Genomic DNA, 13,351 nt, shown 5'->3' on the forward strand with positions numbered 1-13,351 from the left:
TCACAGAGTGCGCTCCAGCCGGTCCGCCATCAGCCGCACGAAGCGCGCCGGGTCCTTCGGCCGGCCGCCCTCCGCCAGCACGGCCAGGGAGTACAGGAGTTCGGCCGTGTCGGTGAGGTCCGACCGGTCCTCGCGCTCCCCGTACGCCTCGTTCAGGCCCTTCACCAGCGCGTGATCCGGGTTGAGTTCGAGGACGCGCTTCGTGCGCGGCACCTCCTGGCCCATGGCCCGGTACATGTTCTCCAGCGCCGGCGTGAGATCGCTCGCGTCGGCGACGAGACAGGCCGGGGAGACCGTCAGACGCGTGGACAACCGCACCTCCTTGACGTCCTCGTCCAGCCGCTCCCGCATCCAGTCGAGCAGACCCGCGTACTCCTCGGCCTGCTGCTCCCGCTCGCCCTCGCTCCGGTCGTCCTCCCGCGCGCCGAGGTCGACCTCGCCCTTGGCGATCGACCGCAGCCGCTTGCCCTCGTACTCGCCCACGGCGTCGACCCACATCTCGTCGACGGGATCGGTGAGCAGCAGCACCTCGATGCCGCGCTCCCGGAACGCCTCCATGTGCGGGGAGCCGTCGATGTGCTCCCGGGACTCGCCGGTGACGAACCAGATGTCGTCCTGCCCGTCCGGCATCCGCTCCACGTACTGCTTCAGCGTGGCCGTGCCGCCGTCCCCGTGCGTGGTCGCGAACGAGGCCACCGCGAGGAGGGCGTCACGGTTGTCGGGGTCGGTGACCAGGCCCTCCTTCAGCACGGCGCCGAACTCCCGCCAGAACGTGGCGTACCGCTCGGCGTCACCGGTCATCATGCTCTTGACCGACGCCAGCACCTTCTTGGTGAGCCGGCGCTGCATCATCCGGATGTGCCGGTCCTGCTGGAGGATCTCGCGGGACACGTTCAGCGAGAGGTCCTGGGCGTCGACCACACCCTTGACGAAGCGCAGATACGGCGGCAGCAGCGCCTCGCAGTCGTCCATGATGAAGACGCGCTTCACGTACAGCTGCAGCCCGTGCCTGAAGTTCTGGGTGAACAGGTCGTGCGGGGCGTGCGACGGGACGAACAGCAGGGCCTGGTACTCGAAGGTGCCCTCGGCCCGCAGCCGGATGGTCTCGAGCGGTTCGCGCCAGTCGTGGCCGATGTGCTTGTACAGCTCGTGGTACTCCTCCTCGGACACCTCCTCGCCCGAGCGCGCCCACAGCGCCTTCATCGAGTTCAGCGTCTCGGGCCCGGCCGTCCCGCCGCCGTCCTCGCCCGTCTCCCCGACGAGTCTGATCGGCCAGGTGATGAAGTCCGAGTAGCGCTTGACGATCTCCTTGATCTTCCACACCGAGGTGTAGTCGTGCAGCTGGTTGTCGGGGTCGGCCGGCTTGAGACGCAGCGTGACCGAGGTGCCCTGCGGCGCGTCGTCGACCCGCTCCAGGGTGTACGTGCCCTCGCCGCGCGACGTCCACCGGGTGCCCTGCCCCTCGCCCGCGCGCCGGGTGAGCAGGGTGACCTCGTCCGCGACCATGAAGCCCGAGTAGAAGCCGACGCCGAACTGGCCGATCAGCCCTTCCGCCCCGGCCCCGTCCTGCGCCTGGCGCAGCTCCCGCAGGAACTCCGCGGTGCCCGAATGGGCGATCGTGCCGATGAGCTGCCCGACCTCGTCGTACGACATGCCGACGCCGTTGTCCCGCACGGTGAGGGTGCGGGTGTCCTTGTCGATCTCGAGCTCGATGTGCAGGTCGGAGACGTCGGCGTCGAGCGAGTCGTCCCGCAGCTTGGCCAGACGCAGCTTGTCGAGCGCGTCGGAGGCGTTGGAGACGAGTTCACGGAGGAAGACGTCCTTGTTCGAGTAGACCGAGTGGATCATCAGCTGGAGCAGCTGACGGGCCTCTACCTGGAACTCAAACGTTTCGGTCGGCATGATGCGCGATTACCTCACTGATCCACGGATCACCGGATACTGGCGCGATCACTTTAATAAAAAGCCGGCTCGGCCGGTCGGGTGCACCGCCGGATCCGGGAAGGGCCCGAGTTCACGGGAGACCGCTGTCGGGGGGCGGACGTCCCGCTCGGCGCGCTCCAAGGGGGATCGCCCCCTCCAGGGAGCTGATCACCGAGGTGGCGAGGGGCCCGGCGTTCGGCGGGGACGCTCGTGTCCGACAGGGCCGGGACCACCGCACCGGTCCGCCCGGCGAAGGCGGCCCGTACCGCGTGCACCGGAGACAGGGACCGGCGCCGCGGCCCCGGGCGCTCCGGCGGAAAAGCGGTCCTCGATGCACGCCGACGGCTTTTCCGCCCGACGTGCGAGCATGGGTTGATGAGCATTCACCGCAGGAACAACATCCGTGTGACCGGGCGTGCCTCCGGTCGTCCGGTGGTCTTGGCGCACGGATTCGGCTGCGACCAGAACATGTGGCGGCTGGTCGAGCCCGCACTGGCCCAGGACTTCCGTGTGGTGCTCTTCGACTACGTGGGCGCGGGCCGCTCCGACCTGTCGGCCTGGCGGGAGGAGCGCTACTCCTCCCTCGACGGCTACGCCCGTGACGTGGTGGAGGTCTGCGAGGAGCTCGATCTCCGGGACGCGGTCGTGGTCGGCCACTCCATGAGCGCGATGGCCGGCGTACTGGCCCGGGCCGCGGCCCCGGACCGGATCGGCTCCCTGGTCATGGTGTGTCCGTCGCCGTGCTACATCGACGAGGACGGCTACCGCGGCGGCTTCAGCGCGCAGGACATCGACGAGCTCCTGGAATCGCTGGAGTCCAACTACCTGGGCTGGTCGGCGACCATGGCTCCGATGATCATGGGCAACCCGGACCGGCCCGAGCTGGGCGAGGAGCTCACCAACAGCTTCTGCGCCACCGACCCGGACATCGCCCGGGTCTTCGCGCGCACGACGTTCCTGTCCGACAGCCGCAAGGACCTCGCGGGCGTGACCGCGCCCACGCTGATCCTGGAGTGCGAGCAGGACGTCATCGCACCCCCGGAGGTCGGCGCGTACGTCCACGCCGCGATACCCGGCAGCGAGCTGGTCACTCTGAACGCCACCGGTCACTGCCCCCAGCTGAGCGCCCCGGAGGCCACCGCCGCGGCGATCCGTGCGTTCGTGTCGTCCCTCGGCCGATGAACCGGGGGGCAGGTGGTTCGGAGGAGCCGGGCACAGGCGTGCCCGGCACTCGCGCGGCGTTCAGCGCGTTGCTGGAGGACTCGGCCGAGGAACTGTACGAGTCGGCGCCGTGCGGCTACCTGTCCACCCTGATGGACGGCACCATCGCAAAGATCAACGCGACCCTGCTGGGCTGGCTCGGTCTGTCCCGCGACGAGGTGGTGGGCCGGATGCGCTTCAGCGACCTGCTCACCGTCGGCGGCAGGCTCTACCACGAGACGCACTTCGCCCCCCTGCTGCGCATGCAGGGACACCTCGGCGGCATCGCCCTGGAGATGAGGACCTCACCCGGTTCCCGGCTGCCGGTGCTGGTCACCTCGACCGTCAAGAAGAGCGACGACGGCGAGCCGCTGCTGATCCGGACCACCGTCTTCGACGCCACGGACCGGCGCGCCTACGAGACGGAGCTGCTGCGCGCCCGCCGGGCGGCCGACGAGGCCCGCCGGCAGGCCGAGGCCGACCACGAGGCACTGCGCGAGGCGCTGGCCGTGCTCCAGCGCAGCCTGCTGCCCGCGGCCCTGCCCGACATCCCCGGCGTGGAGGCCGCCTGCCACTACCACACGGCCTCCCCGATGGAGGTGGGCGGCGACTTCTACGACCTGTTCGCGCTCGACGACAACCGGTCGGCGTTCTTCCTCGGCGACGTGTGCGGCAAGGGGCCGCAGGCCGCCGCGCTGACCTCGCTGATCCGCTACACCCTGCGCGCCACCGCGCTCCACGACTCCGACCCCGTCGCCAACCTGCACGTACTCGACACGGTCCTGCAGGACCGGTACACCGGTGACGATCCGCGGTACTGCACCGTCGTGTCCGGTGTCCTGGAACGCGTGGGGGGCGCGGTGGAGGTCCGCCTGGCCTCCGGCGGCCATCCTCCCGCGCTGGTCCTGCGCGCGGACGGCCGGGTGGAGTACCTGTCCACCCGGGGCGGCATGCTCGTCGGAGCGCTTCCCGGGGCGCAGTTCGTCCAGGTCGGCACCACCCTGCGGCCGGGCGACACGATGCTGCTGTACACCGACGGCCTCACCGAGGCCCGCATCGGCCCCGGCCGGGAGCTGTACGGTTACGAGGCCCTGGAGTCCTTCGCCGCCGGCCTCGCCCCCTCGGGTCCCCACCGCGTGGTCCACGCCCTGACGGACCTGCTGAAGGGTTTCGGCGAAGGGCTGGACGACGACACCGCCCTGCTCGCCATCGGCCCTCCCACCCGCACCGACACCGGATCCAGAACCTCGGAATGAAACCCCTGACGATCATCGCGTCTTCCACGCCCGCCGCTCTCGTCCTCGTGGTCGCCGGCGACCTCGACCACACCAACGCGCGGCAACTGAGCCGCGCCGCACGGGAGGCGACTCTGCCGGCCGGGCGGCTCCTGGCGGTGGACCTGGGCCGGCTGTCGTTCTGCGACTCGAGCGGCATCACCGCGCTGCTCGCCGTCCGCAACCACGTCGTCTCGGCCGGCGCGGAGGTGGTTCTCGTGGCCGTGCCGGCCACGATGCGACGCCTGCTGCACATGACCGGTCTCGATCAAGTGTTCGACGTCCGCGACGCGGCCTAGCCGGGCCGGGGGCTTCCCGCACCCGCGGAGGTCCGGCCGGGCGCGGGGCCGCGGGCCGATTGCGCTCACCGCATCCGGGGCACCCGGGGTGTGCCGAACTCACCGCCGGTGACCTCAGGAGCCGTGCGGGGGCGGCGCAGGACGAGGCCAAGGGGATCAGTGGTGACGGTGCGTATCGGAGCAGAGGAAGAGTTCCACGTCCTGGACGTGGAGAGCGGCCGGCTCGCGCCACAGGCCGACACGCTGCTCGGCCGGCTCGGCGGATCCGGGTTCAGCCGTGAGCTGCAGCAGTCGGCCGTGGAGAGCAACAGCCAGGTGCATGACACCCTCGACGGTCTCTACGCGGACCTGTCCGGCACCCGGCGCCGACTGGACGCCGTCGCATCCTCCTGCGGCCTGGCCGTCGTGGCCGCGGGCACCGTTCCGCTGGCCCGCGTCACCTCCCACGACATCACCGCGGATCCCCGCTACCGGCGCATGGCCGACGACTACCGCCGGGTCGCCGACGAACAGCTCATCTGCAGCGCCCAGGTGCACGTCGACGTACCGGACCGGGACACCGCGGTACGCGCCATGTGCCTGGTGTCGCCCTGGCTGCCGCCGCTGCTGGCCCTGTCGGCCAGTTCACCGTTCTGGCTCGGCTCCGACACCGGATACGCCAGCTGGCGCACCATGGTGTGGCAGCGGTGGCCGACCGCGGGCCCCGCGGGGTGCTACGGGAGCGCCGCCGACTACGACGCCGCCGTGACCGAGCTGATCGGTTCGGGTGTCATCGGCGACACCGGCATGCTCTACCACGACGTACGGCCGTCGGCGCACCAGCGCACGCTGGAGCTGCGCGTCTGCGACGCCTGCCCGCGCGCCGAGACCGTGGTGCTGGTCGCCGGACTGTTCCGTGCGCTGGTGCGCGACGCCTGCGACCGTCTGGAGCGCGGGCCGGACCACGGGTGCGACGGACACCACGAGTGGCTGCGCGCCGCCACCTGGCGTGCCGCGCGCTCGGGGCTGGAAGGCCGGCTCGTCGATCCGGAGACCCGCCGCGCGACTTCGGCCCCCGTGGTGCTGCGCGGGATGCTGCACCGGCTGCGTGCCGCGCTGGAGGCGTCCGGCGACTTCACCACCGTGCGCACACTGCTCGAGGAGGCCCTCGCGACGGGCAGCGCGGCGCACCGGCTGCGGCGGGCGGCTCAGGACGAGGACCTGCTCGCCGGCATCGACATGCTGGTCGCCGAGACCCGCCTCGCGCGCGGCGACCCCGGCCGCCGTCACCGGCGTCCGAACGCCCCGCGCGGCGCCGGCCGGAACCCGGCCCGCGTCCACTCGGCGACGACACCGGGCACACCCGGCTGATCCGGACGGACCGCCGGCCCTTCGGCCACCCCGCGCGCATCCGTGTCCCCCTGACCAAGGAGAGTGTCACACCGTCATGTCCAGCAGCACGCACATCTCTTCACCCCCGCCCCAGGACCGGTACGCGAGGGAAAGGAGGGCCCGCTGATGTGCGGCCTCTGCGGGGAGATCCGGTTCGACGGCGGGCAGCCGGACATCGCGGCGCTGGAGCGCATGACCGACCGGCTGGCACCGCGCGGCCCCGACGGACGCGGCCTGTGGTCCCAGGGACCCGTGGCCCTCGGACACCGCCGACTGAAGATCATCGACCTGTCGGACAGCGGCGCCCAGCCCATGACCGACCCGCGTGCCCGGCTCGCCGGCGTCTTCAACGGCTGCGTGTACAACTACCGCGAGCTGCGGGACGAACTGCACGCGCTCGGCCACCGCTTCTTCTCGCAGTCCGACACCGAGGTGGTGCTCAAGGCCTACCGGCAGTGGGGCATCGACTGCGTCGAGCACTTCCACGGCATGTTCGCCTTCGTGATCGTCGAACAGGACACCGGGCGCGTCGTCCTGGCCCGCGACCGGCTGGGCGTCAAGCCGCTCTATCTGTCCGGCACGACCGAACGCCTGCGGTTCGCCTCCTCCCTGCCCGCGCTGCTCGCGGCCGGCGGCGTCGACACCTCACTGGATCCCGTCGCACTGCACCAGTACCTCAGCTGGCACGCCACCGTCGCCGCGCCCCACACCGTCCTCAAGGGCGTACGCAAGCTGCCCCCGGCCACGGTGCGGGTCGTCGAGCCCGACGGCACCCACCACGACCACCGCTACTGGCACCCCGTTCACACCCGCCGCCCCGAGTACGCGGATCTCGGCGCCGACGAATGGGCCGACGCCGTACTGGACGCCCTGCGCACCGCCGTACGCCGCCGCATGGTCGCCGACGTGCCGGTCGGCGTGCTGCTCTCGGGCGGCCTGGACTCCAGCCTGATCGTGGCCCTGCTGGCCGGCGAGGGCCAGGAGGACCTCGCGACCTTCAGCGTCGGCTTCGAGTCCGAGGGGAACGAGGAGGGCGACGAGTTCTCCTACTCCGACCTCGTGGCCCGGCACTTCGACACCCGCCACCACCAGCTGATGGTTCCCTCCGACCGGGTCGCCGGCGCCCTGGACGGGGCGGTCCGCGCCATGAGCGAGCCCATGATGAGCCATGACGTGGTGGCCTTCCACCTGCTGTCCGAGCAGGTGGCCAAGGAGGTCAAGGTCGTGCAGAGCGGCCAGGGCGCCGACGAGGTGTTCGCCGGTTACGACTGGTACGCGCGGATGGCGGACGTGCCGCGCCCGCGTGCCGCCGAGGCATACATCGACACCTACTCCGACCGCTCGCACGCCGATCTCGCGGCCATGGTCCACCCCGGTCTGCTGCCCGACCGGGACACCTCCGCCGAGTTCGTGCGCGCGCACATGGCGACCGAGGGCGCCGAGACGGCGCTCGACGCCGATCTCCGCCTCGACACGCTCGTGATGATGGTCGACGACCCGGTCAAGCGGGTCGACAACATGACGATGGACTGGGGCCTGGAGGCCAGGGTGCCGTTCCTCGACCACGAGCTGGTCGAACTGGCCGCCGCCTGCCCGCCCGAGCTGAAGCTCGCGGACGGCGGCAAGGGCGTCCTGAAGGCCGCCGGCCGCAAGGTCCTGCCGCGCCAGGTCGTCGACCGGCCCAAGGGCTACTTCCCCGTCCCGGCGATCAAGCACATGGCCGGGCCCGTCCTCCAGCGGGTCCGCGAGACCCTCACCGCCCCCGAGGCCAGGGCCCGCGGCGTCTTCCGCGAGGAGTACGTCGCCGAGCTGCTCGCCGCACCCGGCGCGCACCGCACCAGGCGAGGAGCGAACACGCTGTGGCAGATGGCGCTGCTGGAGACATGGCTGCAGACGCACGGGATCCGCTGACGGCCATGGGGGCGGGCACCGGCGCCTCACCGTGGGCGCTTTCCGCACCGGAGGCGGTGCCGCTCGCCGACACCTCGAGGCCGTACGACCTGCCACCCCCGGCCGTCCACGGCTGCTGGTACCCCTCGGCGGACCCCGGCGGCCGGTACGTCGCCTTCATCTGCGACCGCGCCGGGGTGCCGCAGCTGTGGACAGGTCCGGTGGACGGCGAGGAGGTGCGCCTGCTCGACGCCGACCCGCATCCGGTCACGGAGGTGTCCTGGTCACCGGACGGACGCTGGATCGCCTACACCGCGGCTCCGGGCGGCGGCGAACTCACCCGCGTCCTGTGCGTACGCCCCGACGGCAGCGGACGGCACCTGCTGGCCGGCGGCGAACCGGACACCTCCGCGCGCCTCGGCTGCTGGCAGCACGACGGTTCGGCGGTCGCGGTGACCGTCACCGAATCCGCACCGCCCGGGCGACCGCCGGCCGCGCGCCCCGGCCCGGAGGCGCCCGGGCCGCCGGGCGCCTCCCGCGCCGGCCACCGGGCAGGCCGCGACGGCCGCGCCGTACTGCTGGATCCCGGCGGGGTACGGCGCGTGCCCGAAGGGGCCGTCGACGGCGAACGGACGCCGTCCGCCGAGGAGCCGGAACCGAGGACCCTCTCCGCGTACCTCATCGATCCCGAGGGCGTGGCCGCGCCCGTGCTGCTGGTGAGTGAACGCGGCGCGGCCAACCAACGCGTGTGCGACCTCAGCCGGGACGGCGGGCTCGCCCTGGTCTACCGGGGTCCTCGAGGACGCCGGGAGGCCCTCGTCGTCCGCACCGGTGACGGCACGGTGACCTGCGCGCTGCCGGTCGCCGACGGCGACCCGTGGGTCGGCGGCTTCTCACCCGACGCCGGCACGCTGTGGCTGCGCAGCGACGGCGGCCGGGAGCGCGCCGCCCTCGTCGCCGCACACCTCGATCCGCGGGGACGCCTGACCGGTACGACGGTGGCCGCCGAGCGCCCCGACTGCGACCTGGAGCTGCTCGCTCTGGGACGGGACGGGCGGCGCGCGGTGCTGGCCTGGAACGTGCGCGGAGTGAGCGAGCTGGAGACGGCCGGGCTGACCGCGGCCGTGTCGCCCGACGGCGGACCGGCCGGCGCCCCGTCACCACGGCCCGCCTCGGCCGGTGCCGCACGGACCGTCGGCCTGCCCCACGAGGTGGTCACGCGCATCGCGCCCACCGCCGACCCCGACGGCCCCGTCGTCGCGCTGTCCGGATCCCGGCGCCATCCCGGAGTGTGGTGGCTGCCGCACGGACTGCCCCTGCGCACCCCGTGGTCCTCGCACGAGGAGGACGCGTTCCCCGAAGGCCGTACGCCCGTGCAGCCGATGCCCGTGAGCCCTGTGGCCCGCGACGGCCTCGTCCTGGGCGGCTGGTACTACCGTGCCCCGGGCCGCTCGCCCGGCGAGCCGGCACCGTGCGTCCTGCACCTGCACGGCGGACCGGAGGAACAGGAACGCCCGGTACTCGAACCGCTCTACCTCGAACTGCTCGGCAGGGGACTGGACGTGTTCGCGCCCGACGTCCGCGGCTCGTCCGGCCACGGCCGCTCCTTCGTCGACGCGGACCTGGGCGCCGGGCGCTTCGACGCGATCAACGACGTCGCGGACTGCGCGGCGCACGTGATGGTGCGGGGCCTCGCGGATCCCCGGCGGATGGCCGTGATGGGCCGGTCGTACGGCGGCTATCTGGTGATGGCGTCCCTGGTGTGGCACCCGGACCTGTTCCGCACCGGCGTGGCGGTCTGCGGCATGTCGGACTTCACCACCTTCTTCGCCGGGACCGAACCCTGGATCGCGCAGTCCGCCGCCCACAAGTACGGACACCCGGAACACGACCGGGAACTGCTGCGCGCGCTGTCGCCGATGAGCCGGATCGACGCCCTGCGGGTCCCGGTCCTCACCGTGCACGGCGAACACGACACCAACGTGCCTCCGGGGGAGTCCGAGCAGTTCGTCCGGGCCGCCAGGGAGCGCGGGCTGGAAGCGGAATGCCTCCTGCTGCGCCAGGAGGGCCACGACTTCCGCCGCTCCGACAACCGCCGCCTGTTCCGCCGGACCGCCGCCGACTGGCTGGAACGGCACCTGGCGGACTGAGATGTCGGAGGCACCTGTCACACTTCGGTGGCGTGCGGGGGAGCGATGCGGGTAGTCGCGCGGTGTGATCGGTGAGTGAAGGCGGACCGGATGGAACCAGTTCCAGTCGACGAGGGGGACACGGTGCCGGGGGCACCGCGGCTGCGGGCTTCGTACGCCCTGGCCGAGGACGGTAGCTGGATAGCGCAGGCGCGTCATCTCGCCGCCGCGTTCCTGACCCGGGCGCGGGCGGAGGACGGCCTGCCGGTGTCGACCCGCGCGGTGGAGATCACCCAGCTCGTGGTCAGTGAACTGGTCACCAACGCCCGCAAGTACGCTCCGGGTCCCGTGGGCCTCGACCTGCGGGTCGACGGCGACACCGTCGAGGTGATCGTCCGGGACGGCAACCCCGCGCCGCCGGTGGCCCGGGACGCGGACCCCGGCCGGGTGGGCCAGCACGGACTGGAGATCGTGATGGCCGTCGCCCAGGCCCTGGACGTACGGCAGGAGCCGGCCGGCAAGAGCATCAGGGCCCGTATCTCGCTCCTCGCCTGAGCCGTCCGCGTCCGCCCCCGTCCGTGGCGGTCGCCCGGCGCAGGTGCTGCTGCCGTCGGACACCTCGCGGACGAGGGCGCGGTCGCGGACGAGCCGTACCCGGACGGGCGGCGGGGCGTGGTGGACGGACCGGACGGGACGGGACGTCCCACACGGCGCCCGGGCAAGGGCCCGCGCCACGGCGAGAGCCCTGTCGCGGGCCTCCCGCCCGGTGCCGGCGCGCGTCTGGAGCGCGAGGGCCGCCGCGGCGAGGACGAGGACGATCGCCACGTGCGGGGCGAACACCCGGTGGACGACGGGACGCGCGGTCACCACCGGGCGGAGGCGGCCCGGAAAACCGGCCATGCCCCTTTTCCGGCACCGCCGCGCGGACGTGCGCGAACGCGCCGGTACGCCCCTGTCCGGCCCGCTGTCCGAAGGCGCCGGCGCGGCCGGAACAATGGGATCGCCGATGCGGTTCTCACTGATGAACGCCGCAGGACACGTGGGAGAAGGGCGAGACGAAGATGACGACGAACGAGGAGAGGGCGCTGCTCGCGGGCGGCTGCTTCTGGGGCATGCAGGAGCTGATCCGCACGTTCCCGGGGGTGCTGACCACTCGGGTGGGCTACAGCGGCGGTGACGTGCCGAACGCGACGTACCGCGACCACGGCACCCACGCCGAGTCGATCGAGATCACCTACGACCCCGCCGTCACCGACTACCGCACGATCCTGGAGTACTTCTTCCAGATCCACGACCCGAGCACGGAGAACCGGCAGGGCAACGACATCGGGACGAGCTACCGCTCCGCCATCTTCTACCTCGACGACGAGCAGAAGCGCGTCGCGGAGGAGACGATCGCCGATGTGAACGCCTCGGGGCTGTGGCCGGGCGCCGTGGTGACCGAGGTCGTGCCGGCCGGCCCGTTCTGGGAGGCCGAGCCGGAGCACCAGGACTACCTCCAGCGCTACCCGGACGGCTACACCTGCCACTTCCCGCGGCCCGGCTGGCGGTTGCCGAAGCGCGCGGAAGCCTGACCGGACGCCCGTCCCGGCCCCGGTGGGCCGGGACGGGCGCGGCCGGTCAGCCGAACTGGCCGGGCCGGTAGTGGCCGGCGGGCTGCCGGTTGATGCGGTTGTAGGCGTTGATGACGGCGATCAGCGAGATCAGGGCGACGAGCTGGTCCTCGTCGTAGTGCTTGGCGGCGTTCGCCCAGGCCTCGTCGTCGACGCCGCCGGCCGCGTCGGCGATCCGGGTGCCCTGCTCCGTCAGCTCCAGGGCGGCGCGCTCCGCCTCGGTGAAGACCGTGGCCTCCCGCCAGGCGGCGACCAGATGGAGCCGGACCGGTGTCTCCCCGGCCGCGGCGGCGTCCTTGGTGTGCATGTCGGTGCAGAAGCCGCAGCCGTTGATCTGGCCGGCGCGGATCTTCACCAGCTCCTGGGTGGTGTGCGGCAGCCCGGAGTCCGTCACCGCCCTGCCCGCCGAGTCGATGTGCTTCAGCACCTTGGCCGCGAGGGGGTCGGTGAAGAGGTCGAGGCGCGCTTCCATGGTGATCTCCTGGTCGGTTCCTGTGGTTGCGCGGCACTGACGGGCGGGCTCCCCCTCGTGTGACCGGAGCGGGAGTGTGACCTGCGTCTCATCGGCGGGTGGCGTCGCGCAGCGTGCCGTTCTCGGGGCGCCGGACGACCGATAACCTGGCCCGATGGACGGGGAGCGGAGCGTCGGTGAGTGAGCGTCGGGAACGCGACTGGACGGACATGACGCCCGGGGACTTCGACCTCGACGCCCCGCTGTGCCTCAACGTGGGAACCGGCCCCGTCGTGGTGCCGGCCGAGCCGGACGAGTACGGCACGGCGCCGCTGTTCGGGGAGGAGACCCCGGTGCGGGGCGCCGGCCCGCGCCGTACCCCGCGCAGGACCGCCCCCGACGAGCAGGGGCAGTTGTTCTGAATCCGGCGCGGGGCACTGTCACGCTCAGGGGAACCGCGTGGCCTTGGACGGGACGGTGTCCGTCCCCGAGGCGGGCGAGCCCGGGTCGTCGATGACGTGGCGGTACTGCCCCTTGCCGCCGAGGGAGATCACCTGGAGGTGCCGCATCCTGATGCCGGGCTTCACCGGCACCTGGAAGCCGTGGTGCTGCACGATGGTGTCGTCGGACGTGTAGGTGCAGTGGCTGCCGAGCGCCCAGGCCTCGTGTTCGTCCACCGGGTCGGCGACCTTGCAGGCCGCGTATCCGACGATGCCGTCATGGGTGATGGCGGCCTCCCGGTTCAGGACGACCCGGGTGACGGACGCGGTGGCGCCGAGGTCGACCTGCAGCCACTGGTCGTCGCTCGCGGCCGACGACCACCGGGTGCCCGTGTCGCCGTCCACGGCGCCGCTCGCGGGCGTTCCGGCGTTCTCGGCCGAGGAGGCGGTGGCCGGCTTGCCCTGGGACCACGGGGTATCGGCCGCGGCGGCCGGGCCTGGGCGGCGGGCAGGGTGACGAGCGCCGCGGTGGCGACGAACGCCGCACCCAGGGCTCTGCGTCTCAGGTGGCTCGAGTGCTTCATGTGTCCCATGCGTCAGCCTTCTGCTGGTGCGATGTGGGGATGCGGACGAGCCCGCGTGCGCGCGGGCCGGGCTGTCCGGGCGGCGGGTGGTGCGGTGGCGCGGCTCTCTGTGCGTGAGGGCATGCCGCAGGAGTGAACACGGCTCCGTGACTGCTTAGTTCAGATTCTGATTTAAGC

Annotated in this window: 12 protein-coding genes; 9 read left to right on the top strand and 3 right to left on the bottom strand. The window is 72.4% G+C overall.

Going from position 1 to position 13,351, the window contains the following annotated elements:
* A complete protein-coding gene (htpG, locus tag ACFXAE_RS21870; protein ID WP_384717330.1) occupies positions 1-1,902 on the bottom strand; it encodes a molecular chaperone HtpG in 1,902 nt (633 codons plus the stop codon).
* A gap of 396 nt (positions 1,903-2,298) precedes the next feature.
* On the opposite strand from htpG, the gene ACFXAE_RS21875 reads away from it, so the two are divergent.
* The 8 genes from ACFXAE_RS21875 to msrA all read left to right on the top strand — a co-directional run bounded on the left by ACFXAE_RS21875 (position 2,299) and on the right by msrA (position 11,660).
* Positions 2,299-3,105, top strand: a complete 807-nt coding sequence (locus tag ACFXAE_RS21875) for an alpha/beta fold hydrolase (RefSeq protein ID WP_384717333.1) — start codon at positions 2,299-2,301, stop codon at positions 3,103-3,105.
* On the top strand, positions 3,102-4,379 hold the full coding sequence (locus ACFXAE_RS21880; protein ID WP_384717336.1) for a PP2C family protein-serine/threonine phosphatase: 1,278 nt from the start codon (positions 3,102-3,104) through the stop codon (positions 4,377-4,379). The genes ACFXAE_RS21875 and ACFXAE_RS21880 overlap by 4 nt, the downstream gene beginning before the upstream one ends.
* The gene (locus ACFXAE_RS21885; protein ID WP_384717339.1) at positions 4,376-4,696 is read left to right on the top strand and encodes an STAS domain-containing protein; all 321 of its coding nucleotides are present in this window, start codon (positions 4,376-4,378) and stop codon (positions 4,694-4,696) included. The genes ACFXAE_RS21880 and ACFXAE_RS21885 overlap by 4 nt, the downstream gene beginning before the upstream one ends.
* Positions 4,697-4,858: 162 nt before the next feature.
* A complete protein-coding gene (locus ACFXAE_RS21890; RefSeq protein WP_384717342.1) occupies positions 4,859-6,046 on the top strand; it encodes a glutamate--cysteine ligase in 1,188 nt (395 codons plus the stop codon).
* 147 nt (positions 6,047-6,193) lie between these two features.
* Positions 6,194-7,978 carry an N-acetylglutaminylglutamine amidotransferase gene (locus ACFXAE_RS21895; protein ID WP_384717345.1) on the top strand — a complete coding sequence of 595 codons (1,785 nt, stop codon included), beginning with the start codon at positions 6,194-6,196 and terminating at the stop codon, positions 7,976-7,978.
* Entirely contained in the window at positions 7,951-10,107 is a 2,157-nt protein-coding gene (locus ACFXAE_RS21900) for a S9 family peptidase (protein ID WP_384717347.1), read from the top strand. The genes ACFXAE_RS21895 and ACFXAE_RS21900 overlap by 28 nt, the downstream gene beginning before the upstream one ends.
* Positions 10,108-10,197: 90 nt before the next feature.
* A complete protein-coding gene (locus ACFXAE_RS21905) occupies positions 10,198-10,641 on the top strand; it encodes an ATP-binding protein (RefSeq protein WP_384717350.1) in 444 nt (147 codons plus the stop codon).
* 506 nt (positions 10,642-11,147) lie between these two features.
* A complete protein-coding gene (msrA, locus tag ACFXAE_RS21910) occupies positions 11,148-11,660 on the top strand; it encodes a peptide-methionine (S)-S-oxide reductase MsrA (RefSeq protein WP_384717353.1) in 513 nt (170 codons plus the stop codon).
* Positions 11,661-11,706: 46 nt separating this feature from the next.
* Here msrA and ACFXAE_RS21915 read toward each other — a convergent pair whose 3' ends face one another.
* Positions 11,707-12,171, bottom strand: coding sequence for a carboxymuconolactone decarboxylase family protein (locus tag ACFXAE_RS21915; protein ID WP_384717356.1), 465 nt, complete (start codon positions 12,169-12,171; stop codon positions 11,707-11,709).
* 176 nt (positions 12,172-12,347) lie between these two features.
* Between ACFXAE_RS21915 and ACFXAE_RS21920 the strand changes: the two genes are divergently transcribed.
* The gene (locus ACFXAE_RS21920; protein ID WP_384717359.1) at positions 12,348-12,572 is read left to right on the top strand and encodes a hypothetical protein; all 225 of its coding nucleotides are present in this window, start codon (positions 12,348-12,350) and stop codon (positions 12,570-12,572) included.
* 24 nt (positions 12,573-12,596) lie between these two features.
* Here the strand turns inward: ACFXAE_RS21920 and ACFXAE_RS21925 are convergent, their stop codons facing one another.
* Complete coding sequence (locus tag ACFXAE_RS21925; RefSeq protein ID WP_384717437.1) at positions 12,597-13,304, bottom strand: discoidin domain-containing protein; 708 nt, start codon at positions 13,302-13,304, stop codon at positions 12,597-12,599.
* Between the last annotated feature and the right edge of the window lie 47 nt (positions 13,305-13,351).

Origin of the sequence: Streptomyces sp. NPDC059454, from assembly GCF_042749965.1 — a bacterium.
Lineage (GTDB): Bacteria > Actinomycetota > Actinomycetes > Streptomycetales > Streptomycetaceae > Streptomyces.

Bases quoted from the DNA above. Each gene is read 5' to 3' on its own strand.
- ACFXAE_RS21875 (WP_384717333.1), top strand. From the start codon at position 2,299: ATGAGCATTCACCGCAGGAACAACATCCGTGTGACCGGGCGTGCCTCC.
- ACFXAE_RS21880 (WP_384717336.1), top strand. From the start codon at position 3,102: ATGAACCGGGGGGCAGGTGGTTCGGAGGAGCCGGGCACAGGCGTGCCC.
- ACFXAE_RS21915 (WP_384717356.1), bottom strand. From the start codon at position 12,171: ATGGAAGCGCGCCTCGACCTCTTCACCGACCCCCTCGCGGCCAAGGTG.
- ACFXAE_RS21905 (WP_384717350.1), top strand. From the start codon at position 10,198: ATGGAACCAGTTCCAGTCGACGAGGGGGACACGGTGCCGGGGGCACCG.
- htpG (WP_384717330.1), bottom strand. From the start codon at position 1,902: ATGCCGACCGAAACGTTTGAGTTCCAGGTAGAGGCCCGTCAGCTGCTC.
- ACFXAE_RS21885 (WP_384717339.1), top strand. From the start codon at position 4,376: ATGAAACCCCTGACGATCATCGCGTCTTCCACGCCCGCCGCTCTCGTC.
- msrA (WP_384717353.1), top strand. From the start codon at position 11,148: ATGACGACGAACGAGGAGAGGGCGCTGCTCGCGGGCGGCTGCTTCTGG.
- ACFXAE_RS21900 (WP_384717347.1), top strand. From the start codon at position 7,951: ATGGCTGCAGACGCACGGGATCCGCTGACGGCCATGGGGGCGGGCACC.
- ACFXAE_RS21895 (WP_384717345.1), top strand. From the start codon at position 6,194: ATGTGCGGCCTCTGCGGGGAGATCCGGTTCGACGGCGGGCAGCCGGAC.